Source organism: Actinomadura mexicana (assembly GCF_900188105.1).
Taxonomy (GTDB): domain Bacteria; phylum Actinomycetota; class Actinomycetes; order Streptosporangiales; family Streptosporangiaceae; genus Spirillospora; species Spirillospora mexicana.
In genome coordinates this window covers 68,235-93,221 of sequence record NZ_FZNP01000020.1, presented here as the reverse complement: position 1 = coordinate 93,221, position 24,987 = coordinate 68,235, and the positions used below count along the sequence as shown (strand labels likewise).

At 74.1% G+C, this 24,987-nt stretch carries 11 protein-coding genes and 1 pseudogene; 6 read left to right on the top strand and 6 right to left on the bottom strand.

Translation table 11 applies throughout. From position 1 onward, the window contains the following. The first annotated feature begins 292 nt into the window (after positions 1-292). Positions 293-727, top strand: coding sequence for an ATP-binding protein (locus CHC11_RS35080; protein WP_089316187.1), 435 nt, complete (start codon positions 293-295; stop codon positions 725-727). A 59-nt stretch (positions 728-786) separates the two neighbouring features. Next, positions 787-1,284 (top strand): hypothetical protein, encoded by a 498-nt coding sequence (locus tag CHC11_RS35075; RefSeq protein WP_143227429.1) that lies wholly within the window; start codon positions 787-789, stop codon positions 1,282-1,284. Positions 1,285-1,482: 198 nt separating this feature from the next. Here the strand turns inward: CHC11_RS35075 and CHC11_RS43055 are convergent, their stop codons facing one another. The 3 genes and pseudogenes from CHC11_RS43055 to CHC11_RS35060 form a co-directional block, all read right to left on the bottom strand. Next, positions 1,483-1,803 carry a hypothetical protein gene (locus CHC11_RS43055; protein WP_245920170.1) on the bottom strand — a complete coding sequence of 107 codons (321 nt, stop codon included), beginning with the start codon at positions 1,801-1,803 and terminating at the stop codon, positions 1,483-1,485. Between the two features lie 263 nt (positions 1,804-2,066). Further along, positions 2,067-2,321 (bottom strand): annotated as a pseudogene (locus CHC11_RS43990) (DNA-formamidopyrimidine glycosylase family protein); the annotation flags it as partial. Between the two features lie 23 nt (positions 2,322-2,344). Continuing rightward, positions 2,345-3,655, bottom strand: coding sequence for a salicylate synthase (locus CHC11_RS35060; RefSeq protein WP_245920168.1), 1,311 nt, complete (start codon positions 3,653-3,655; stop codon positions 2,345-2,347). Positions 3,656-3,771: 116 nt separating this feature from the next. Here CHC11_RS35060 and CHC11_RS35055 point away from each other — a divergent pair, with 116 nt between their 5' ends. From CHC11_RS35055 to CHC11_RS35040, 4 genes are all read left to right on the top strand, one after another. Beyond that, positions 3,772-15,783, top strand: a complete 12,012-nt coding sequence (locus CHC11_RS35055; RefSeq protein WP_089316183.1) for a non-ribosomal peptide synthetase — start codon at positions 3,772-3,774, stop codon at positions 15,781-15,783. Positions 15,784-15,884: 101 nt separating this feature from the next. Beyond that, a complete protein-coding gene (locus CHC11_RS35050) occupies positions 15,885-16,904 on the top strand; it encodes an iron-siderophore ABC transporter substrate-binding protein (RefSeq protein ID WP_218826378.1) in 1,020 nt (339 codons plus the stop codon). Between the two features lie 14 nt (positions 16,905-16,918). Next, positions 16,919-18,187: a lysine N(6)-hydroxylase/L-ornithine N(5)-oxygenase family protein gene (locus CHC11_RS35045; RefSeq protein ID WP_245920166.1), complete on the top strand. Its 1,269-nt coding sequence runs from the start codon at positions 16,919-16,921 to the stop codon at positions 18,185-18,187. A gap of 17 nt (positions 18,188-18,204) precedes the next feature. Then, positions 18,205-18,414, top strand: a complete 210-nt coding sequence (locus tag CHC11_RS35040) for an MbtH family protein (protein ID WP_089316181.1) — start codon at positions 18,205-18,207, stop codon at positions 18,412-18,414. 12 nt (positions 18,415-18,426) lie between these two features. On the opposite strand, the gene CHC11_RS35035 is transcribed toward CHC11_RS35040, so the two are convergent. The 3 genes from CHC11_RS35035 to CHC11_RS35025 form a co-directional block, all read right to left on the bottom strand. Continuing rightward, positions 18,427-23,436: a trypsin-like peptidase domain-containing protein gene (locus tag CHC11_RS35035; RefSeq protein WP_089316180.1), complete on the bottom strand. Its 5,010-nt coding sequence runs from the start codon at positions 23,434-23,436 to the stop codon at positions 18,427-18,429. Continuing rightward, positions 23,433-23,717, bottom strand: coding sequence for a trypco2 family protein (locus CHC11_RS41780; protein WP_089316179.1), 285 nt, complete (start codon positions 23,715-23,717; stop codon positions 23,433-23,435). The genes CHC11_RS35035 and CHC11_RS41780 overlap by 4 nt, the downstream gene beginning before the upstream one ends. An 84-nt stretch (positions 23,718-23,801) precedes the next feature. Further along, a complete protein-coding gene (locus CHC11_RS35025) occupies positions 23,802-24,665 on the bottom strand; it encodes a CE1 family esterase (protein WP_089316178.1) in 864 nt (287 codons plus the stop codon). Positions 24,666-24,987 lie beyond the last annotated feature (322 nt).

Here is a 24,987-nt window from a genome sequence, read left to right as displayed (position 1 = left end):
TCCACGTGCGGCGTGCTTTCCACTCTCGACCCGCCGGTTGTTCCGGGACGCGTGACTCGCACAGCTATGGCGGGGCGTTGTGCAGGCGCCGGCGGTCAGGGCACGTGGAAGAGCGGGGAGTGACATGTTCCGCTCGTGAACGTGTCGACGTCATCGGCCACGGCTGGTCGATGTGCAGGCGGCAGGCGTGCGAATCGGCGGGCTGACGTGGGCTTTTCCGTCTGTTCGGCTGTGGGCGGTGTGACGATGAACACGCACGATGATGAACCGGCCACTCCGTGTTGAGGAACCCATGTCACGACCGATTCCCCTCTTGCCCATCCCTGCAGCCGCACAGCGCTGGCGGCGCGCCTTTCCCGGCGAGCTCGTTCAGGCGCGTGCCGCCCGGCGCTTCACCGCGATGCTGCTAGATGGCTGCCCCCTACTCGACGAGGTGCTCCTCGCGGTGGACGAACTGGTGGTGAACGCCCTGCGCCATACCAAGTCCGGCCAGTCCGGCGGGACCTTCACCGTTGAGATCGCCCGCTGGGACGGTTCTGTCGCCGTCGCCGTCACCGATGAGGGCGCCCCGTCCGAGCCTGCCGTCACCGACGCAGGCGACGACGCCGAGTCCGGGCGCGGTCTGCGGACCGTCTCTCTGCTGGCCGCCGGTTGGGGCTGGTTCGGCAATGACCGGTCCCGTACCGTCGCCGCTCTGTTCGCCGCGACCTTCGGTGAAGCGGCGTGAGTGGCCACGAGCTGCGGGAGCGGACCGTCGCCCGGGTGCGGTCTGCGATGACCTCCGCCATGCGCACAGACACGCACGCACTCGACCGACTGGTCCTGGCGAACCCTGACGCTCTCGACTCCCACAGCGCTTCGTTCGTACGGACGGCCCGGACACTGGCCCTGGCGACGTCGGCAGCGCTGACCACTGTCCTCTCCGCTCACCGCTACGGGTGGGGCGCGCGCGATCGACTCGTCTGCCTGGCCTGCGGCATCGAACGCTGCCGGACGGTCCGCAACATCTCCGATGTGCTGGCCGCCTACGGTCTGGCCATTGATCCGGTCGACCGCGCCGAGGCTTGGCGGCGCGCAGATGCCTGGTACGCCCGCACGGCAGGCCGCCCCGTCCTGCTGTCCGTCGAATCCTTCGAGGAGGGTTTCATCGCCCGCCCGGCCATCCAGCCGTCCGGCAACATCCTCATCGTCGACCGCAACGCCGGCACCTTGACCGAGTGGCCCCCACTGGACACCGGCACTCTCGTCGGCAAGTACCACGACTACGAACGGGGGATCCTCTGAGGTGTGGGTGTGGACGCAAGAGGGTCGCGGACACGGCGGCGTTCGTGAGACGGAAGAGGAGGGCCCGGCTGTGCCAGGCCCTCCCGGTGAGGGGTCCTGGTTGATGCCAGGGCCCTTGGTGCGACAGGTGATGACGTCACCTGCGGTAGACCGCTTACGCAGTCAAGGATGCTGGAGGCGGCCCCGAGAGGCCCTCTCCTACTCGACCTCAGTTGCGTTGTCGATGAGAGGAGGCGTCTCCAGGTCGCCCTCGGTGAAGGCCCGACGGGCGATGCGCACTTCGACCTCGGTGTTTCGCGGGACGCGGACGGTGATCGTCTTGCCCCAGGGGAGAAGGAAGTTCCACCAGCCACAGGCGACGAGGATCAGCTCGTCATGGTCGCCGATGCACCTGCGGGGCATTCCGAGCCCCCAGATGGGGCTGTCGAGAGCGACGGCCACATCCTTGCGCTCTTCGCCGATGATGCGCACGTTGACGCGTCCACCGTAGATGATGACGGGGCGATCCCGCTGGTCCACGGGCTGGTATTTCCTGGCAACTCGCATATTGAGCTCCTAGGTGTGAGCCTCTGATTTGTGTAACGCGCGCGCCGGAACTCGCGAGCGTCGGTAGTCACTGTCCGCACCGTGACTTCGGCGGCAAGCGTTCGATGGACGTGACCGGGTCTTGGACCGCGCGAACTCAACGTGCAGATTGAGGCCATCGACCGTGAACGGGACCTGTAGCGAGTTTCGCCGGCGGGGAGTTCCCAGACGAGGCGGTCGTGGCGGTGGCGCGGCTCGTCCGGGCGGTGCCAGGTGAGCGAGCCCGTCATGCCGAAGTGGAGCAGGACGACCGGGCCCTGCGCCGGGGCCAGCAGCCACTTGCCGTGGCGGTGCGGTTCTTCGAAGCGGTGGCCGCGCAGCGCCGTGCGAAGGCGCCGGGCGGTGACTCCGCGCAGGACGCCGGGGTCTAGAACCGACACTGAGGCGATCGGCTCGCCGGTGTGCTCGGCGAGCACCCGGCGGAAGCCTTCGACGTCAGGAGGTTCCGGCATGGCGGGTTCCTACCCGCCACCGGTCAGGTCTGCGGGACGACGTGCGGCGCGATGCTGGAGAGCTTCTCGCAGGTCTCCTCGTATTCGCGGTCGGGAGTGGAGGCGCTGACGATGCCTGCGCCGGCACGCAGCCACGCTCGGCCGTTCTCGGCGTAGAGGGCGCGGAGGACGAGAGCGGAGTCCAGCGCGCCGTCACGGGAGACGGTGACGACGGCCCCCGAGTACAGGCCGCGGCGCTCCTCCAGGCGGGTGATGGCCTCGATCGCCTGGGGCTTCGGGATGCCGGACGCGGTGACACCTGGGAAGAGGGCGTCCAGGGCGTCCCACGCGGCGCGGCCGGGGGAGAGGGTGCCGCTGACGCTGGAGCCCAGGTGCTGGACGCTCCCGCGCTCCTTCACCGTCATGAAACCGGTCACGCGGACGCTCTCCTGGTCGCAGACCCGGTAGAGCTCCTCCTGCGACGTACGGACGGAGACGGCGTGCTCGTAGATCTCCTTGGGGTCGGTCTCCAGGTCGTGGCGGGTGCGTGCGTCGGTGTCGGCGCCGAGGCCGAAGGCGCGGGTGCCGGCCAGGGGCTGGGTCATGACGTTCCCCGAGGAGTCGACGCTCGCGAGCACCTCGGGGCTGAACCCGGTGGCCTGGAAGCCGCCCATGTCGAGCAGGAACGAGCGGGCCGGGGTGTTGGCCTCGCGGCCCCGGACGTAGGTCGAGACGACGTCGACCGGGTGGGGGATGTCCAGGCGGCGCGACACGATGACCTTCTGGTAGCGGCCCGCGTGGATCTCGCCCACGGCCTCGGCGACGCGCTCGCGGTAGGCGGCGCCGCCGACTCTGACGTCGACGGGGGAGGGCTCGCCGACGGCACGGCCGTCCGGTCTGGCCAGGAGTTCGGTGACCTGCTCGATGTCTGCCTCGTCCACGCCGGTGATGGTGACGCGGCCGCTCTCGGCCCGAACTTCGGTGCGGGGGACGATCAGGTGCGCCAGCCGTCCAGAGGGACGAGTCGCGGCGAACTCGAACGCGATCCAGCCGTAAGCGTTCCAGGCGGGCAGGGGCGCGTCGGCGAAGGTGTCGCGGAGTGCGTCGGCGGGGCGTCCCGTCCATGGACGGGTGATAGGGGCGCGGTCCGGCCAGTGGGCGTGGACGGCGTCGGCGTCGAGGACGACTTCGGCGAGCATGCCTCCCGCGAACGTCCATGAGCCGGGCCGCTCGTAGACGACGTGGTCGCCGAACAGGCCCGATCCGGCCAGGCGGGCCATGAGGGCGAGCGGCGCCGAGGCATGCTCGACGACCAGCTCGACGGGGTTCGCTTCGGTGCGCAGACCAGTGGACAAGGCAGCTTCCTTTCGCGGCCGGAAGGTCAAACTTAGGTAAGGCTAACCTTGCACGTTTTTTATAGGCAAGGCTAACCTAACCCGCGGTGGCGAAGCCGACGACGAAAGAGTTGAGCGTGGAGCAGACGACGACGGCGGCGCGGCGGCGCGAACTGATACGGCGGATGATGGCCGAGGCCGGGCTGGGCGCGGACACCGCCCGGCTCGCCCCCAGAGGGTCGGACGGACCGGCCCCCCTCTCCTACGCGCAGCAGAGCATGTGGCTGCACCACCGCGCCTTCCCGGACAGCCCCGCCTACAACGTCTGCCTGCTCGTCCGCATGTCCGGCCCGCTCGACGCCGGGGCCCTCCGCGAGGCGCTGCGGGCGCTGATCCGGCGGCACGCCGTCCTCCGCACCGTCTACGCGGACGGTCCCGATCAGAGGGCGGTGCAGATCGTCACGGAGGACGACTCGCTCGACCTGCCGCCGGTCCGGTGCGCGGACGCCGGGGCGCGGGCGGCGGAGCTGGCGGCGCTCCCGTTCGACCTGCGGGCCGAGCGGCCGATCCGGCTGGAGCTGCTCGGACTCGGCGACGACGAGCACGCGCTCGTGCTCGTCGTGCACCACATCGCGTGGGACGGCATGACCTGGGGCTCGCTCTCGCGCGACCTCTCGGCGCTCTACCGCGCGGCCGTCACCGGTGCCCCGGACGGGCTGCCCTCGCTGGACGTCCAGTACGCCGACCACGCCGAGTGGGAGCAGCAGCGGCCCGTCGCCGAGGACGACCTCGCCTACTGGCGCCGACGCCTCGATCCGCCCCCCGCTCCGCTCGACCTGCCCGCGGACCATCCGCGCGGCGCGGTCGTGTCCGAGCGCGGGGGACGGCGGGCGCGCCGCTTCGACGACGCCGTCACCGAGGGCATGCGGAAGCTCGCCGCCGAGGAGAACCTCACCCCGTACATGGTGATGACGGCCGCCTACGCGGTCCTCCTGCACCGCTACACCGGATCCGATGACGTGGCGATCGGGTCGTCGGTGATGAACCGCGAGCACGCCGAGGTGGAGCGGCTCGTCGGGAACTTCGGCAACACGCTCGTGCTGCGCACCGACCTGTCCGGGACACCGACGTTCCGGGAGGCGCTGCGCCGGGTGGGCCGGACGGTCGCCGAGGCCTTCGCGCACCAGGCGCTGCCGTATGACCGGCTCGTCCAGGAACTGCGGCCCGCGCGCGGGCGGGGGCGCTCGGCGTTCTTCGACACGATGCTACTGTTCCTCGCCCAGGAGATAGGCGAGCTGGACCTGCCCGGCATCGCGTCGAGCTGGACGCACGTCCACAACGGGACCACGCACTTCGACCTGTCGCTGGAGGCGTTCGTCCGGCCGCAGGGGATGACGGTCGAGGCGACGTTCCGGCGCGAGCTGTTCGAGGACGAGCGCATCGACGCCCTGCTCGCCCACCTGGAGACGCTTCTCGGCGACGCGCTGGCCGACCCCGACCGGCCCATCGGCGCGCTGGAGGTCATGAGCGCGGGGGAGCGCGCCCTGATCGGCGAGGCGAACGGTACCGGCCGCGCACTTCCCGCGACCGACGTCGTCGCGCTGTTCGAGGAGCAGGCGGCCCGGACGCCGGACGCGACGGCGGTCCAGGCGGGTGATGCCGCCCTCACCTACGCCGAGCTGGACGAGCGGGCGTCCGCGCTCGCCGCCGGGCTGCGCGCCCGGGGCGCCGGGCCGGAGAGCGTCGTCGCGCTCGCGCTGCCGCGCACGCCCGACCTCGTCGTCGCCCTCCTCGGCGTCCTGAAGGCAGGCGCCGCCTATCTGCCGCTGGACCTCGACCATCCCGCCGACCGGCTCGCCTACATGCTGGACGACGCCGGGCCGCTCTGCGCGATCGTCACCGGCGACACGGCGCCGCTCCTCCCGGACGTGACGGACCTCCTCGTCCTCGACCACTCACTTCGCAACGCCGGAGACACCCGGCCGGCGAGCCCGCGCCCGGACGACCTCGCCTACGTGATCTACACCTCCGGCTCCACCGGACGCCCCAAGGGCGTGGCCATCCCGCACGGCGCGCTCACGAACTTCCTGCTCACGACCCGCGCCCGGCTGGACCTCGGCACCGGCGACCGCCTCGTCGCCGTCACGACCATCGCGTTCGACATCGCCGCCCTGGAGCTGTTCGTCCCGCTGATCAGCGGTGCGACGGTCGTCCTCGCCGGGCGCGGGACGGTCCGCGACCCGGCCGCCCTCGCCGGGCTCCTGGCGGACGCGACCATCGTCCAGGGCACCCCGTCGCTGCTCGGCACGCTCGACCCGGACGCGTTGAAGGGCCTGCGTGTCCTGGTCGGCGGTGAGGCGCTGCCTCCCGCGCTCGCCGCGTCGCTGGCGGAGTCGGCCGCGCTCGCGACCAACATGTACGGGCCGACCGAGGCGACGATCTGGGCGACGTCCGCGGACCTGCCCGCAGAAGGCATCGGCACCCCCTTCTGGAACACCCGCGCCCACATCCTGGACGCCGCCCTGCGCCCGGTCCCGCCGGGTGTCCCGGGCGAGCTGTACCTGGCGGGCGCGCAGCTCGCCCGCGGCTACGTCGGCCGGCCCGACCTCACCGCGGAACGCTTCGTCGCCGACCCGTCCGGCCCGCCCGGATCCCGCATGTACCGGACGGGCGACCTCGCGCGGCGCGCCCGCGACGGGTCCGTGGAGTACCTCGGCCGCACCGACGACCAGGTGAAGATCCGCGGGTTCCGGATCGAGCCCGCCGAGGCGCAGGCCGTGCTCGCCGCGCAGCCCGGCGTCGCGCAGGCCGCGGTCGTCGTCCGTGAGGACCGCCCCGGCGACCCCGGCCTGGTCGGCTACTACGTCCCCGCCGACGGCCCGGACGAAGCGGACCTGCGCGACGCGCTCGCCAGGGCGCTGCCCGAGTACATGGTGCCGTCCGCCCTCATCGCCCTGGACGGGCTGCCCCGGACGGTCAACGGCAAGCTCGACCGCGCCGCGCTGCCCGCCCCCGGGGCCGAGGTGTCGGGACGGGCGCCGCGCGACGCCCGCGAGGCCGCCCTCTGCGCGATCTTCGCCGAGCTGCTCGGCGTCGAGGGCGTCGGCATCGACGACGACTTCTTCGCGCTCGGCGGGCACTCGCTGCTGGCGGCGCGGCTCGCGGCCAGGGCCCGGACCGTCCTCGGCGCGGAGCCGTCCATCGCGGACGTGTTCGAGGCGCCGACCGTCGCCGCGCTCGCGCCCCGCCTGGTCGCGACCGACGCCGTTCGCGTCCGCGACGTCGCGCGCCCCGAGGTCGTCCCGGCGTCGGCGGCGCAGCGCGGGCTCTGGCTGGAGGAACGGCTGCGCGGCCCGTCCGCCTCCTACTCGCTGCCGCTCGGGATCCGCCTGCACGGCCCGGTCGACGAGGCCGCTCTCGACCGGGCGTTCGCCGATGTCGTCGCCCGGCACGAAGCGCTGCGCACGCTCCTCGTCGAGGGGCCGGACGGCCTGCCCGTCCAGCGCGTCCTCGGCCCGAAGGTCCCCGTGCGCCTCGCCGTCATCGACGCGCGGGACGAGACCCCCGAAGGACGCGCGGCCGTCGAGAAGGCCGCCACCGCGCACGTCTTCGACATCGGACGCGACCTCCCCGTCCGCGGCACCCTCGTCCGGACGGGCGACGCCGACTGGTCGCTGATCCTTCTCCTGCACCACGCCGCCGCCGACGAGTGGTCGTTCACGCCGCTGCTGGCCGACCTCGCCCGCGCCTACGAGGCCCGCCAGGACGGCCGGGCCCCCGGCTGGGAGCCGCTGCCCGTCCAGTACTCCGACTACGCGGCCTGGCAGCGCGAGGCGGCCCCGGGCACGGCGCCGCAACTCGACTTCTGGGCGGACGCGCTGGCCGCGCTGCCCGAGGAGACGGTCCTGCCGTTCGACCGGCCCCGTCCGGCCGAGGCGAGCCGTCGCGGCGGGCTGGTGCCGTTCCGGCTTCCGGCGGCGGGGGCGCGGCGGCTGGCCCGCGACACCGGTGCCAGCGTGTTCATGGTGCTGCACGCCGCCGTCGCCGCGCTGCTCCGGCGGTCCGGCGCGGGCGACGACATCGCCCTCGGCTCCCCGATCGCGGGACGCACCGACGAGGACCTCACCGACCTGGTCGGCGTCTTCGTCAACCCGCTGGTCCTGCGCACCGACCTGTCCGGCGATCCGACGTTCGCCGAGCTGCTCCACCGCGTCCGGGCCGCCGACCTCGCCGCGTTCTCCCACGCCGACGTCCCGTTCGAGCGGGTCGTGGACCGGCTCGCCCCCGAACGCTCCCTCGCCCGCAGCCCGCTGTTCCAGGTGATGATCGTCCACCAGCGGCTGGAGGACGTGCGGCTCGCGCTGCCCGGCGTGCGCGCGGAGCCGTTCCTGCCGGAGACCGGCGGCGTGAAGTTCGACCTCGACCTGTACTTCGCGGAAGGCGACGACGAGGTCGAGGGGTTCGCGGCGTTCGCCGCAGACCTGTTCGACGCGCCGACCGTCGAGCGGCTGATGGACGACCTGGGCGCGCTGCTCGCCAAGGTCACCGCCGATCCCGGCCGCCGGCTGTCCTCCCTCGACGCGCCCGTCGAGCACCCGGACACCGCGTGCGAGCCACCCGCCCAGACCGTCGCCGAGCTCATCGAGGCGCAGGTGGCGCGGACGCCGCACAGGACCGCCCTGGTCTTCGGCGACGCCGCCCTCACCTATGCCGACCTCGACCGCCGCGCCGAGGCCCTCGCCGACCGGCTCGCCGCCGCGGGGGCGCGCCCCGAGCAGGTCGTCGCGCTCGCGCTGCCCCGCTCGGACGAGTTCGCCGTCGCGCTCTACGCCGTGCTCAAGACGGGTGCCGCCTACTTGCCCGTCGACCTGGCGTACCCGCCCGCCCGCATCGCCGCGATGCTCGACACCGTCCGGCCGCTGCTGGTCCTCGGACGCGACGAGCCGCCCCTGGACGCGCCCCGCCGCCAGAGCCCGGACGTCCACCCCGACCACACGTCCTACGTCGTGTTCACCTCCGGCTCGACCGGGACTCCCAAGGCCGTCGCCGGCACGCAGCGCGCCCTCGCCAACCGGCTCGCCTGGGGTGCCGGCCTCGCCGCGCCCGGCATCCGCGCCGCCAAGAGCTCGCCCGCGTTCATCGACGGGACGACCGAACTCCTCGGCGGCCTCGTCGCGGGCGACACGGTCGTCATCGCCGACGACGAGACCGCCGCCGACGCCGTCGCGCTCGCCGAGTTCATCGACCGCCACGACATCGGCCTCGTCACGCTCGTCCCGAGCCTGCTGGCGGCGCTCGTGGACAGCGGCCCGCCGCCCTCGGTGACCACGTGGATCAGCAGCGGCGAAGCGCTGCCCGGCGCGCTCGCCGACCGGGTGCCGGCGCGGCTGGTCAACCTGTACGGGTGCTCGGAGGCCGCAGGGGACAGCCTCGCCGCCGAGGGGGGCGGGCTGCGGCCCATCGCCAACACCCGCGCCCACGTCCTGGACGCCGCGCTCCGCGAAGTCCCCGTCGGTGAGCTCTACCTCGCGGGCGACGGGCTGGCGCGCGGGTATCTCGGCGACCCCGCCCGCACCGCCGAGCGCTTCGTGGCGAACCCGTTCGGTCCGCCCGGCTCCCGCCTCTACCGCACCGGGGACCGCGTCCGCCGCCGCCCGGACGGCGGGCTGGACTTCCTCGGCCGCGCCGACGAGCAGATCAAGATCCGGGGCTTCCGTATCGAGCCGGGAGAGGTGGAGTCCGCGCTCGCCGCCCAGCCCGGGGTGCGGCGTGCCGCCGTCGCCGCGCACGGATCCCGCCTCGTCGGCTACGTCACGGGCGACGTCGAACCGGAGACGCTCGACGCGGCGCTGTGCGCGGTGCTGCCCGACTATCTCGTTCCCGCCGACCTGGTCGTATTGGACGAGCTTCCCCTCAACCCGAACGGGAAGGTCGACCGGCGGGCTCTCCCCGAGCCCGGACGCCCGGCCGGGGGGCGGGCCCCGGCCACCGAACCGGAACGCGTCCTCGCCCGCCTCGCCGCGAGCGTCCTCGGCCGCGACGCCGTGGGCGTCGACGACGACTTCTTCCGCACGGGAGGCGACAGCATCAGCGCGGCGCTCCTCGTCGCCCGCGCCCGCCGCGCCGGCCTCTCGTTCACCGTGCGGGACGTCTTCCGGCTGCGGACCGTCGAGGCCCTCGCCCTCACCGCCGCGCCCTCCGCGACGGATGAGCCCGCCCGGCCGGGGGACCCTGCCGGTGAGCTTCCGCTGTCGCCGCTCCAGGAAGGGCTGCTCTACCACCTGATGCTGGCCGGCGAGGACCGCGACATCTACGTCCAGCAGGCCGTGGTGACGCTGTCCGGGCCGGTCGACCCCGAGCGGATGGCGCAGGCGGTGCGCGCGACGCTGGAGAAGTTCCCCAACCTCCGCGCAGGGTTCCGGACGGACGGCGACCGCGCGGTCCAGTTCGTCCCGGACGACTTCGAGACCCCGTGGACGCACGCCGACGTGGCCCCGCACGAGCTGGAGGCGTTCGTCGACGCCCAGCGCGCCGAGCCGTTCGACCCCGCCGCGCCGCCGCTGATCCGGTTCGCCCTCGCCCGCCTGGCCGAGGACGACCACCGGCTGGTCCTCACCTCCGAGCTGATCCTGCTGGACGGCTGGTCCGGCGGCCTGCTCGTCACCTCGCTGCTCGGCGCCTACACCGACGCCGCCGCCGAGGCCCGCCGTCCCGCCCCGCCCTTCCGCGCGTTCCTCGACTGGGTGAACGGCCGCGACAGGGATGCCGCGGCCGACGCCTGGCGGCGCGCGCTCGACGGCTTCGACGAGCCCGCGCTCGTCCGGCCGGGCCTGGTCGACGCGCCCGCCGACCTCGCGGGCGCCGGTGAGGTGCACCGCGCACTGCCCGCCGGGCTCGCGGAGCGCCTGGACGAGGTCGCGCGGGACCGGGGCGTCACACCCGGAACCCTCTTCCAGACCGCGTGGGGTCTCGTCCTGATGGGCCTGACCGGGCGCGACGACGTCGTCTTCGGCGCCTCGGTCTCCGGACGCCACCCCGACGTGGACGGCGTCGAGTCGATGGTCGGGCTGCTGTTCAACACCGTCCCCGTCCGCGTGCAGGCGGGCCCGGCGGACTCCCTCGCCGCGGTCCTCGACCGGGTCCAGGCCGCCCAGTCCGAGCTGTTCGACCACTCCTTCGTCGCGCTCGCCGACGTCCAGCGCGCGACCGGGCTCGGCACCCTCTTCGACACGCTGTTCGTCTTCCAGAACTTCCCGGGCATGCCGACCGACCGCGCCTTCGGCCCGGACGGAGACCTGCGGGTCGTCGGACGCGAGGTCCGCGACGCCACCCACTACCCGATCACCATGGTCGTCGAGCCGGACGCCGGCCTGCGCGTCATGTACCGGGGCGACGCGTTCACCGAGGCCGGGGCCGAGCGCGTCACCGACCGCTACGTCCAGGTCCTGCGGCGGCTCGCCGAGGCGCCCGGATCCCCGTGCCACGGCCTCGACCTGCTCGTCCCGCAGGAGCACGACCGGCTCCGGCGCGACTGGGACGAGGCGCGCCGTCCCGTTCCCGAGCTGACGGTCGCCGAGCTGCTCGCCGAGCGCGCGGCCGAGCGGCCCGGCGACTCCGCGCTCGTCTCGCTCCCGGACGTCCGCCTCACCTACGGCGAGCTGAACGCCGAGGTCAACCGGCTCGCCCGGCTCCTGCTCGCCCACGGCGCCGGTCCTGAGAAGGTCGTCGCGCTCGCCCTGCCGCGCTCGGCGCAAATGGTCGTCGCCCTGTTCGCCGTCCTGCGCACGGGCGCCGCCTACCTGCCGCTGGAACTCGACTACCCGGCCGACCGGCTCGACTACATGCTCCAGGACGCGGCACCGGTCTGCCTGGTCTCGCACCGCGACATCGCCGCCGGCCTCACCCACTCCGGGGCCACCCTCGCACTGGACGACCCGGCGACCGCGCGGGCCCTCGCCGCGCAGCCCGCCCACGACCTGGCGCCAGACGACGTCCCCGGGTTCGCGCCCGGCACGCCCCACAGACTCGACCACCCCGCCTACGTCATCTACACGTCGGGCTCGACCGGGCGGCCCAAGGGCGTGGTGACGCCCTACCGGGGGCTCACCAACATGCAGTTCAACCACCGCGCCAACATCTTCGACCCGGTGGTCGCGTCGGCGGGGCGCCGCCTCCGCATCGCCCACACCGTCTCCTTCTCCTTCGACATGTCGTGGGAGGAGCTGCTCTGGCTCATCGAAGGCCACGAGGTGCACGTCTGCGACGAGGACCTCCGCCGCGACGCCCAGGCACTCACCGCCTACCTGCGGCAGCACGAGATCGACGTCATCAACGTGACGCCGACCTACGCCCAGCAGCTCCTGGAAGAGGGACTCCTGGACGGCGGGCACCGGCCGCCCCTGGTCCTGCTCGGCGGCGAGGCCGTCCCGACGGCGGTGTGGGAGCGGCTCGCGCGCGCCGACGGCGTCCTCGGCTACAACCTCTACGGCCCGACCGAGTACACGATCAACACGCTCGGCGGCGGCACCGGGGACAGCGCCACCCCCACCGTCGGCAAGCCGATCTGGAACACCCGCGGATACGTCCTGGACGCCTGGCTGCGTCCCGTCCCGCCCGGCGCGCCCGGCGAGCTGTACATCGCGGGCGCCGGGCTGGCGCGCGGCTACCTCGGACGCGCCGACCTGACCGCCGAGCGCTTCGTCGCCGACCCGTCCGGCCCGCCCGGAGCCCGCATGTACCGGACGGGCGACCTCGTGCGCGTCCGCGAGGACGGCAACATCGACTTCCTCGGCCGCACCGACGACCAGGTGAAGATCCGCGGCTACCGGGTCGAGCTGGAGGAGATCGAGACCGCGCTCGCCGCCGAGCCCGGCGTCGGCCAGGCCGCCGTCGTCGCGGCCGAGACCGGCGTCCCCGGCGTGCGGCGCCTCATCGGCTACGTCGTCCCGGACGGCTCCCGCGACGGCGCCGCCGAGGAGCAGCTCGCCGAGTGGCGGCAGATCTACGACACCGAGTACACCGAGGTCGGCACGGTCGTCCACGCCGAGGAGTTCGCGGGCTGGGACAGCAGCTACGACGGCGCCCCCATCCCGCTGGACGACATGCGCGAGTGGCGCGAGACCACCGTCGAGCGCATCCGCGCGCTCGGCCCCCGCCGCGTCCTGGAGATCGGCGTCGGCGCGGGCCTGCTCCTCACCCGCCTCGCGCCCGAGAGCGAGGAGTACTGGGGGACCGACTTCTCCGAGCCGGTCATCGCCAAGCTCCGCGCGGACCTCGGCGGAGGCGCCGCGGAGCCCGCGTCCCAGGACTGGCGGGCCGTCGGCTCCGGCTCGCCCGTCCGCCTCAGCTGCCGGCCCGCCCACGACACCGGCGGCCTGCCCGACGGGCACTTCGACACCGTCGTCATCAACTCGGTGGTCCAGTACTTCCCCGGTGCCGCCTACCTGGAGGACGTCGTCGCCAAGGCGATGCGCCTGCTCGCCCCGGGCGGCGCCCTGTTCGTCGGGGACGTCCGCGATCTGCGCACGGTCCGCTGCCTGCACGCCGCGGTCCAGCTCGGACGCGGCGGAGGCGATCCGGACGCGATCGAGCGCGCCGTCCGCCTGGAGAAGGAACTCCTCCTCGACCCCGCCTTCTTCGCCGCGCTGGACGGGCCCGCCCGCGTGGACGTCCTCGTCAAACGCGGCACCCGCCACAACGAACTGACCCGCCACCGGTACGACGTCGTCCTGCGCAAGGACGCGGCCCCCGCCCCGCCGACCCCGGCCATCGACTGGACCGCTCTCGACGACCTCGGGAACAGGCCCGCGGGACCGCTGAGGGTCCGGGGAATCCCCGACCCGAGGTCGTCGGGCGAGGTCGCGGCGCTGCGGGCGCTGGACGCCGGGGCGTCGCCGGACGAGGCGCGGGCGGCGCTGGCCTCGGCCCCGGAGGGGATCGAGCCGGAGACGCTCCACGAACTCTTCCCGGACGTCGTGCTCACACCGTCCGACCGGCTCGGCCGCTATGACGCCGTGTTCGGCGGGGGAGCGGCGTGCCTGCCGGCCGAGCCCGGACGCGCGCCCGCCTCGTACGCGAACGATCCGGTCGCCGCGCGCGACCACGGCGTGCTGGCCGCGCGGGTCCGCGAGAGCCTCAAGGCGCGCCTGCCCGGATACATGGTGCCGAGCGCGATCATGACGCTGGACGCGCTGCCGCTCACGGTGAACGGCAAGCTCGACCGGCGCGCCCTGCCCGATCCCGGGCAGGACGGCCCGCGCCGCACGGGACGGGCCCCGCGCACCCCCGTCGAGCGCCTGCTGTGCACGCTGTTCGCCGAGGTCCTGGACGCGCCCGGCGCCGGGATCGACGACGACTTCTTCGACCTCGGCGGCCACTCGCTGCTCGCGACGAGGCTCGTCGGCAGGGCGCGGGCGGTGCTCGGCGCCGAGCTCGCCATCCGCGACCTGTTCGAGGCGCCGACCGTCGCGGAGCTGGCCGGGCGCCTGCACCGCGGCGCCGAGGTACGGGCCCGGCCCGTCCTGGAACCGGGAGAGCGGCCCGAGCGCGTGCCGCTGTCGTCCGCCCAGCGGCGGCTGTGGATGCTCGACCAGCTGCTCCGCGAGGACGACGGGCCCCGCGACGCCTACCATCTGCCGCTCGCGGTCCGCCTGCGGGGCGACCTCGACCTCGCGGCCCTGGAGGCGGCGATCGGCGACGTCACCGCCCGGCACGAGAGCCTCCGGACGGTCTTCGTCGAGCACGACGGCGTGCCCTACCAGCGGATCCTCGACCCGGAGGAGGCGCGGCCCGTCCTGGAGGCGGCGACCTGCGCGCCCGAGGACGTCATCGCCAGGCCGTTCGACCTCGCCGAGCAGATCCCCCTGCGGGTCGCGGTCTTCCCGGAAGGCGCGCGGGAGCACCTGCTGCTCGCCGTCTTCCACCACATCGCGTTCGACGAATGGTCGTTCGGGCCGTTCGCCCGCGACGTGGCCGAGGCGTACGCGGCGCGGCTGGACGGCAAGGAGCCCGCCTGGGAGCCGCCGCCCGTCCAGTACGCCGACCACGCCCTGTGGCAGCGGGAGCTGCTCGGCGACCCGGCCGACCCCGGCAGCGTCCACGCCCGGCAGCTCGACCACTGGGCGCGGGCGCTCGCGGACCTGCCCGAGGAGATCCCGCTGCCGGTGGACCGGCCGCGCCCCGGCACGGTCGGGCAGCGCGGCGGCACCCTCACCGCCGACCTGCCGCCCGGCCTCACCGGCCGGCTCGGGCGCGTCGCGCGGGACGCGAACGCCAGCATGTTCATGCTCTGCCAGGCCGCCGTCGCCGCACTGCTGCACCGCACGGGCGCGGGCGACGACATCCCCCTCGGCAGCCCCGTCGCGGGACGCACCGAGGAGGCCGCCCGGGACCTCGTCGGGTTCTTCGTGAACACGCTCGTCCTGCGCGCGGACGTGTCCGGCGACCCGGTGTTCGCCGAGCTGCTCGCCCGCGTCCGGGAGGCCGACCTCGCCGGACTCGCCCACCAGGACCTGCCCTTCGAGGCGGTCGTCGAGGCGCTGCGCCCGCGCCGCGTGCCCGGGCGCAACCCGCTGTTCCAGGTGATGGTCGGGTACGAGAACCAGGGCGTCGGCGACGTGCGGTTCCCCGGCCTGGAGCAGCGGGAGGCGGTGTTCGGGCCGGGTTCGGCGAAGTTCGACCTGGACTTCATCTTCCGGGAGGGACCGGACGGGCTCCGGCTCGTCGTCGACTACTCCGCCGACCTGTTCGACCGCGCCACGGTCGCCGCGCTGGCGGACGGTCTGATCGCGCTGCTCGCGGCCGTCGCCGACGATCCCGGCGTCAGGGTCGGCGCGCTGCCGGCCGTCCTGACCGCCCGCGCCGTGACCGCCGAGGCGGCCCCGCAGGCGGCGCGCCGGGGCGACGACAGGGAGGCGGCCCTGTGCCGGATCTTCGCCGCGGAGCTCGGGGTCCCCGAGGTGGGCCCGGACGACGACTTCTTCGACCTCGGCGGGCATTCGCTGCTCGCGATGAAGCTGGTGCGGCGCGTCCGGCGGGAGCCCGGCTGTGCGGACCTGAAGATCGCGACCCTGATGGCCGCGCCCACCGTGGCGGGCTTGCTCGCCAGGCTCGCGCCCGCCGGCGGGGGTGAGGCGGTTCCGCGGGAGTGAGGCGGCTCATATCCGCCCGGCCATTGCTAGTTAGGCAAGGCTAACCTAATATTCTTGATCACACTCTCCGGCTTTTCCCCCCGACATCTGGAAGGTCCGCCATGCGCACCACGATGCGGCGCCTGACCGCCGCCGCCGCGCTCGTCCTCGGACTCGCCGCGGTCGCCGCCTGCGGCGACGACGAGCCCACCGGCGGCTCCGGCGGCTCCGGCGGCTCCGCCGGGGCGTTCCCGGTGACCGTCACCCACAAGCTCGGCTCCACGGAGGTGAAGTCCGCGCCGAAGCGGATCGTCGCGCTCGGCGAGGTCGACCAGGACGCGCTGCTCGCCCTCGGCGTCACGCCCGTCGGCATGGCCGAGCTGACCGGCGTCCAGCCCGACGGCCTGGCGCCCTGGAGCGCGCCCAGGCTGACCGGGGACAGGCCCAAGCTGCTCAAGGCGGGCGAGGCGGGCTTCAACCTGGAGGAGGTCGCCGCGCTGCGGCCCGACCTGATCCTCGCCGCCGGCGACTTCGCCATCGACAAGGAGTACGGCAAGCTCTCCAAGCTCGCGCCGACGCTCGCCTACCAGACCGGTCCCGCCGAGGACTCCTGGCAGCAGATCACCCGGCAGGTGGCCGCCGCGATCGGCCGTCCCGGGGACGGCGGGAAACTCGTCGCCGACGTCGAGACGAAGATCGCGGGAGTGAGGACCGAGCACCCCGAGCTGACCGGCAAGCAGTTCGCGTTCACCAGCGTCTTCCCCAACGGCAACATCGGCGTTATGAAGTCCGGCGACGACACGAGCGTGAAACTGCTCCAGCAGTTCGGCATGACGCTGCCCGAGTCGCTGAAGAAGCTCCCCGGCGACGGGTTCGCCGCCGAACTGAGCATGGAGAAGGTCTCCGTGCTGGACGTGGACGTCCTGCTCAGCCACTACAACGACGACCCCGCCACCCAGAAGAAGATCGAGGGCAACAAGCTGTTCGCCGGGCTCGGCGCCGTCGAGCGCGGCTCCTACGTGGCGCTGGACCTGAAGTCGTTCTGGCCGCTGCGCACCCCCACCCCGCTCGCCGTGCCCTACGTGATCGACCAGGTCGTTCCGCAGATCGCCAAGGCCGCGAGCGCGGCCAAGCCCGCCTGATGCCGGAGGAGCGCATGCACACCCCCGTCCGCGACGTGGTCGGCATCGGGTTCGGCCCGTCCAACCTGGCGCTGGCCGTCGCGCTGGAGGAGGAGCACGGCGGCGCTGACGCGGTGTTCTTCGAGAAGCAGCCCGCGTTCGGCTGGCACCGCGGCATGCTGATCGACGGCGCCACCATGCAGGTCCACTTCCTCAAGGACCTGGCGTCGCTGCGCAACCCCGCCAGCCCGTACTCGTTCCTGGCCTACCTGCACGCCCGGGGCCGGCTGGTCGACTTCGTCAACCACAAGACGATGTTCCCGACGCGGCTGGAGTTCCACGACTACCTCGAATGGGCCGCCGCCGCGTTCGAGGACCGCGTCCGCTACGGGACGGAGGTCGTCGCGCTCCGCCCGCACGACGACGAGACCCTGGAGGTCGTCGTGCGGCGCGGCGACGAACTGGAGACGCACCTCACCCGCAACGTCGTCATCGGCGCCGGGCTCGAACCCTTCCTGCCCGAGGGCGTCCGGGCGGGAGAGCGGATCTGGCACACCGAGGACCTGCTCACCCGGCTCGGCGAGCGCGGGGACTGGGATCCGCGCCGCGTCGTCGTGGTCGGCGCCGGGCAGAGCGCCGCCGAGGCCGTCGAGTACCTGCACCGCACCTTCCCGCGCGCCGAGGTGTGCGCGGTCTTCGCGCGGTACGGGTACTCGCCCGCCGACGACAGCTCGTTCGCCAACCGCATCTTCGACCCCGAGGCCGTCGACCACTACTACGCCGCGCCCGGCGACGTGAAGCGCATGCTGTTCGAGTACTCGCGCAACACCAACTACTCCGTGGTGGACCTCGACCTAATCGACGAGCTGTACCGGCGCGCCTACGCCGAGAAGGTCGCGGGCGCCGAGCGGCTGCGCATCCTCAACGTCTCCCGCGTCCTGGACGTAGCGGACGGCGGCACCGGCGGGGCGCGGGTGCGGGTCGCGTTCCTGCCGACCGGCGAGGTCGCGGACCTGGACGCCGACGCCGTCGTCTACGCCACCGGATACCGCGAACGCGACCCGTTCGACCTGCTCGGCGAGGCGGGCGCGCACTGCCGCAGCGGCCCGGACGGGCGCCCGGTCGTCGAGCGCGACTACCGCATCGCCACCGAGCCCGGCCCCGAGTGGGGCGTCTACCTGCAGGGGGCGACCGAGCACAGCCACGGGATCGCCTCCTCGCTGCTGTCCATGACCGCCGTGCGCACCGGGGAGATCGTCCGGTCCATGGCGCGGCGGTCCGCCCGCGTCACCCCCGGCGTCTAGAGGAAGGGAAGAAGACCATGACGACCAACCCGTTCGACGACCCCGACGGCACGTTCCTCGTCCTCGCCAACGCCGAGGGGCAGCACTCCCTGTGGCCGGCGTTCGCCGACGTCCCCTCCGGCTGGACGACGGTCCACGGCCCCGAGTCCCGGTCCGGCTGCATCGGGTACGTCATGGACAACTGGAAGGACATCCGCCCGCGGAGCCTGGTCGCCGAAGCGCCCTGAGGCCGCCGCCGGTCACGCCCGCTCGGCCCTGGCCGCCTCCTCGAAGGCGGCCATCCGGGGCAGGACGTTGCCGAGCGGCGGGACCACCTCCGGCAGGGCCGCCATCATGACGGCGGGGGGCGGCAGCCAGCCGTCCTCCCGGATGCCCTGGACGATGAGGCGCTCGGCCTCGGCGCTGTCGCCGTCCTCCACCAGGCGGGCGATGACGCCCTCGAACGCCTCCCGGCGGCGGGCGGGCGACCGGATCTGCGCCGCCATCCGCTCGGCGTCGGGCAGCCGGCCCGCCGCGGCGGTGGCCAGGGCGATGTCCCGCAGGATCGGGCCCTGCCGGTGGTGGTGCTGCGGCTCCTCGCCGATGATGCTCTGCGCCTGCTCGGGCAGCCCCGCCCGCAGCGCGGCGGCGGCGATGCCGGCGAACGTCGCGCCGCGCACCTTGGGGTCGCGCACGCTCCGCGCGATCCGCAGCGACTCCTCGATGAGCCGGAAGGCGCGGCCGGTGTCGCCCAGGGCCGCGGCCCGCTCCGCGACGGCGGCCAGGGTGTTCCACGCGGGGAACGGCAGCCGCGAGGCCCGCATGTTCTCCGTCACCCGCTCCGCCTCGTCCAGCAGCCCGAGCTGCGCGGCGGCGTGGGCGATGTGCGCCAGCGCCCGCTGGTGGCGCTGCTCGTCCACGTAGGTGGCGGCGAGCTGCTCGGCCTCGCGCAGCAGCCGGCGCGCGCGCTCGGCGTCGCCGATCGTCTCGGAGAGCAGGGCCAGCTCCACGAGCCCGCGGCACCGGGGCTCGGGGTTGGTGATCGCGATGGTGCGGACGGCCGTCTCGGCGTCGTCCATCGTTCTGCCCGCCAGGTTCGCGTTGCCCGTGGCCGCCACGGCGGCGGCCAGGGAGCCGATCAGCTCGCCGCGGATCCGCAAATTGCGCACCCCGCGCGCCTCGCGGGCGACCCGGCGGCGCAGGGCCCGCAGCCGCTCGGCGCTCGCCCGGCAGACCGCCAGCAGGACCTCCACCCGCAGCCGCGGGTCGGCCAGCCCGGTCGCGAGCCGCTCCGCCAGGTCCAGGTCGCCGATCTCCACGGCCGCCGCCGCGAGCTCGGTCGCCACCCCCTCGCTGGAGTCGGCGTCGAATCCGGCCAGCCGCTTCTCCCCTTCGGCCAGCAGCCGCCCTGCCGCGGCGGCGTTGCCGAAGCCGCGGGCGGCGCGCGCGACCTCGGTCAGCGCGGACAGTCCCATGGCCGGATCTGAGACGAGCGCGACCAGCCGCCGCGCCGTGTCGAGGTCGGTGACCCGGGCCGCGGCCGCCGCCAGTTCCGTCGCGACGGCGTCGCGGGAGTCGGCTTCGAGCTCGCCGAGCAGCTCCTCGGCGGCGGTCAGGAACCGCGCCACGTGGGCGTAGGACCCGGCGCCGTAGGCGGTCTCGGCGAGTTCGGCCAGCGCGGACACCTGCCGCCGGGGACCGTCGATGACGGCGGCGATGCGCTCCGCCTCCCCGTAGCGGCCCCGCCGGGCCGCGGCCACGGCGGCGGCCGTGATCTCGAACTGGGTCAGGTGCCGCACGGAGCCCGCGGGAGCCAGCTGCTCGGCCGCGAGGAGGTAGGAGACGGCCTGGTCGCGCTCACCCCGAGCCCCGACGATCCGGGCGAGCCGGGCCAGGCCCGTGGCCCGGCGGAAGCCGTTCCGCACGCGGTCGACCAGCTGTTCGGCGTCGCCGGTCCGGCCCGCTTTGGCCAGTTCCCCGGCGGCGTTGACGCTCGCGAAGAGCTGCTTGCGGGTGCGGCTCATGCCGGCGAGCGCGCGGTGGACGACCTCCAGGCGGCCGTCCCGGGCGGCCCGCTCCGCGATCGTCCCGAGCAGGGTGTTGCGCTCGTGCACGTCGACGACGAGGACCGCCGCCCGGACGGCCGGCCCGGTGAGGCCGAGCTCGGTGGCGGCCCTCGCCGTTTCCGCCGGCAGGTCCTGCTGGGACGGGAGGCGCAGCGCCGCCTCGATGCCCGCCTCCAGCACGCCGGAGGCGCCCTGGAGCTCGGCGACATGGCTCTTGATCAGAAGGTTGACCGCCCGCGCCGCCCTGGGGGAGGTCCCCCCGGCCACGGTGAGCGCGAGGGTCAGCAGGCCGCGAGCCGAATCCAGGTCTCCCCCCGCCGCGACCGCGGGGGCCGCCTCGACCAGCGGCGCCCACTGGCGCCGCGGCTGGAGCGAGACGAGGCCGGCGGCCGTGGTCATCAGCCGGATCGCGGTGTCCGGCAGGCCGGCGTCGAGCGCGCCGACGGCGGCGCGGGCCGCGGCGAGCACCCTGCGATGCCCTTCCAGCAGCGACATGAGCCTCTCGGCCTCGTCGAGCAGCCCCGCGTCCACGACGGAGGTGAGCAGCTCGCCGAGCGCCGCCTGGCGGGACGCGCCGCCCTTGGCCGTGACGGTTCCGATCGCCGTCGCGAGCACCGCCTGCGCTTCGGCCCGCTCGCCCCGCAGCGCGCGCGCCCGCAGGATGCCGCCGAGCGCCCGGGAGATCGCCGGGGCCCCGTTGACCGACGTCCGCGCCAGCTCCTCGGCCGCCGCGAACTCGCCCCGGTCGGCCAGCAGCCGCACGAGCTCGGCGAACGTCTCCCACCGCAGGTCGTCGGGGGTGAGCAGGCCCGCCAGGCGCTCGGCGTCCTCCTGCAGGCCCTGTTCGGCGGCGGCGCGGGCGGCGGCCATGATGATCGGCCACTGGTGCTTGCGGTCGGCGAACGACCGCGCGATGCGCTCCACCGAGTCGCACAGACCGGCGCGGGCCGCGTCGCAGGCCATGCCCGTCATCAGCTCCCTGCGCCGGAACCGGGACGGCACGACGGAGGTGAAGAGCCGGGTGGCCTCGGCCAGGAGGGTCTCGGCGCGGGTGAAGCCGGGGCCGAGGGCCAGCGCGATCCGGGCCAGGGTCCGGGCCCTGCGCACCCCGCTCAGGATGCCCCCCGCCAGCAGCTCCGCCTCCTGGAGCCACAGCGCCGCCTCGGTCTCGGCACCCGCCCGGTTCGCCGCCTCGGCCATGGAGATCAGGATGTTGGCCTTGATCGAGGCGACGGGGATTTCGCGGGCCATCCGCTCGGCCCGCTCCAGCTCGCCGAGCTCGGTCCAGGCCACGGCGATGACCTCGGGATGGACGCGGACGGGCAGGCGGAGCTGGTCGCGCCACAGGGCCAGCAGGTAGATCACGGCGAGGTCGGGGGAGTCGGCCGCGAGGAGCAGCCGGATCGAGTCGGTCAGCGTCAGCACGGCCGGCTCCACCGTGCCGGTCCGCTCCAGCAGGCGCCTCCAGCGGTCGGGCTCGTTGAGCCGCAGCAGGCGGTCCAGGTCCCCGTTGTCGGCCAGCACCTGCGGGAACCGGTCCAGGAGGTACAGGGGGGTGCCGGCGGGCCAGCCGCCGGTCCGGTGGGTCTCGGCCCAGTCGAGCACCCGCGCCCAGAAGCCGGCCATCGTCTCGGCGCCGAGGCGCTCGGTCGTGGTCTCCCGGATCAGGTCGTGGGCGAAGGAGTAGCGGTCCCGGCCGCCGTCCTCCCGCCGCTCGACCAGGCGGGCGACGGTCTGCTCGACCAGTTCCCGGACGTCGTAGAGGTCCAGGCCGGTGAGCCGGGCGATGTCCTCGTCGGCCAGCCCGCCGCCGGAGGCCGCAAGCAGCCCGAGCACCTCGCGGCTCGTCCGGTCGCGCAGGTGCTGCTGCAGGTCGCGCTCGGCGGCGTTGCGCGAGGCGCGCGAGGCCTCGTTGGCGGGGAGCGTGCGGCGCTCGCACCCGCGCAGCGGATGACCGTCCGGGACGTCGGCGGGCACCTCGGGGAAGTGCCTGCTGGTCACCAGCACGTGGCTGCCGGGCGGCACGTACTCGGGGAGCTGCGCCGCGATGCTGCTCTCGCGGTGCCGCAGGTGGTCGTCCTCGTCGAGCCCGTCCACGATGAGCATGAGATGGCGGCCGTCGGCGGTGACCCGCTCGACCGCGCGCTGCCACAGGTCGTCCAGGTCGAACGCGGCGGGCACGACCCCGGGCGTCGGCGTCTCGCCGACCAGCGGGGCCAGCTGGTCGGCCAGCGCGGCCCGGAAGTCGGCCAGCCGCGACCCGGCCGACCGGGACACGAAGAACGCGACCGTGATGACGTCGGGGGCGGGGTCCCCGGCGAAGGCGGCGGCGAGCGTCGTCTTGCCGGCCCAGGGCTCGCCCACCAGCCACAGGTAGGGCGCGCCGCCCGTGGCGAACTCCTGGAGCCGGCCGAGCTCGGCGTCCCGGTCGGCGGGATCGGGGCAGCGGGCCCGCAGCTTGGTGATGGTCGACCAGTACCGCGACCGGCGCAGCGGCGCGGACGGCCCGGCGTTCCCGGGGTCGAGCCGCACGCCCGCGCCGTCCAGGAGCGCGTTCAGCCGCTCCCGGCTCGGCTGGGGCTCGACGAACTCGCCGGCGATCCGCGGCCGGTGCGGTCCGGCCGCGCTGAAGACGCGGGAGGCGGTCAGCGGCCCGTCGGGTTCGGCCCGGCGCACCACGCCGACGAGCTTGCCGCCGACCAGGACCGGACCTCCGGACAGGCCCCTGTACCGGCGGCCGGCGCGCTGCGGGGCGTCGTCGCGGTGCAGGTCGAGCAGGCCCGTCTTGACGTTGGCGCCGAGGAGGACGTCGCCGTCCACCTGGTCGACGTCGCGGACGCCGCCGAACTCGCTCTCGCGGTCGTGGGAGGCGGGGAAGCCCCACGAGACGAACCGGGCGCGCCCGGTGCTCCAGGGGTCGACGTCCGCCAGCACCGCCGGGGCCACCGGGGGCAGCGAGCCGTCCGCCACCCGCAGCAGCGCCAGGTCGACCTCCGGGCCCTCGGCGGTCCAGACCCGCTCGGCGGCGACGGAGACCGACTCGTCCGGAGTGACGAGCCGGACCGTGACCGCACCGGAGGCGGCCAGGACGTGCCGGCAGGTGAGCACCAGCCCGGCGGAGATCCGGTAGCCGGTGCCGTAGCCCTGCTCGCCCTCCTCGACGAGCACCTCGACGGTGCGCCAGCGTGGTTCGTCAGGGATCACCGGCCGGGCTTGCGGAGCCGGTCACCCACCTCGATCGGCTTGCCGTCGACGTGCGGAGTCAGCGTGACCGCCACCCGGTGCGTGGTGGTCTGTGCGAGCTTGCCCGAGGCGCCGACCTCGACCACCCAGACCTTCACCTTGCCGTTGGCGCCGCCCTCCCGGACCACGGCGACCTCGAACTCGACCTCGACCGGCCCCACGCTGAAGCGGATCTCCTCCTCGGCGCCCTCAAGCTGAGCCCGCGCCAGGTCGTCGCGGATCGCTTTGACTGCCTCTGCCAAGCCGATTTCCTGCATTGCTCCCCATTACTCGTAAGTGGGGAGAGTTTAGCGCTTTGTAGCGGGACGGCTTGAATTGAACGGAGGTCACGTCTTCGGCAGGGACGGCCTGTCGGCAAAGAACCTGGCCATGAGCTCGCTGGCATAATCCGGCCATTCGTGCCCACCGCGCTGCCTGGTGCACAGCGCGACGACGACGGGGCCCGGGCCCGTGCCGACGCAGTCGTCCGGCCCGTCCGGCAGCGGCCACGAGAGCGCGGGCAGCTTGTCCACCCATCTCCAGAACTCCATGACGACCTGGACGGGGATGAACGGGAAATGGACGTCCGCGTCCATGTTCCCGCCGCCCGTATAGGGGACGGACGGGTCCCAGGTCCCGTGGAAGGCCAGCACCGGCACCGGTCTCCTCGGCGTGCAGCCGATCGCGAGGGCGCCCGACACCACGGCGATCCCGGCGATCCTGTCCGACCGTTCGCACGCGTACCGGTACGCCATGCCGCCGCCGTTGGAGAAACCGGTCACGAAGACGCGGCGGGGGTCGGCGACCCCCTGCCGCACCAGCGTGTCGATCAGCTTGTCGAGGAACGCGACGTCGTCGACGCCGGTCCAGCGGGCGAACCAGCAGCAGGCACCGGCGTTCCAGGTGCCGAGAAGCCCGTCGGGGTAGGCGACGGCGTAGCCGTGGCGGTCGGCGACCTCGTCGAGCCCGCTCTGCCGGCGGACGTACTCGGAGTCGTTCAGACCGCCGTGCAGCGCCACGATGAGCGGCGGCGGCGCGCCGGACTCGGGCTGGGGCGGGACGTGCAGGAGGTAGGGGCGGTTCCAGTCGCCCATGGCAATGGTGTGCTTCGACGTTCCCGGGGCGTCCTTGGACGCTCCGGCGGGCAGGGGGTGGGCGATGAGCGTCGCGAGGAGTGCCACGATCATCGCCGCCCGCACGGCGATCTTCATAGCGCGATCTAACGCCCGCCGCGCCTCGCCGGGCTACGCACCGGCGCGCAGAAAAGTCCGGCCCTTTTTGGCGGCGGGCGCGCAGCGGCGTAGGAGCGCGCCGCGGGGAGACGGACCCGAGCCCCCCGCGCCGGTGGGTGGGCTCAGTCCCGGGCGAGCGCGGCCAGCTCCTTGTCGATCGCGCGCCGGTGCGCCTCGGCGTCCTCCCTGGCGCGCCTGGGGCTCCAGCGGCCCGTCATGACGAGGATGAACGGCAGGAACAATCTGCCCGCCCAGGCAGACGTACCACCAGTTCCGCCACGGGACGGGCCGCGAAGATCAT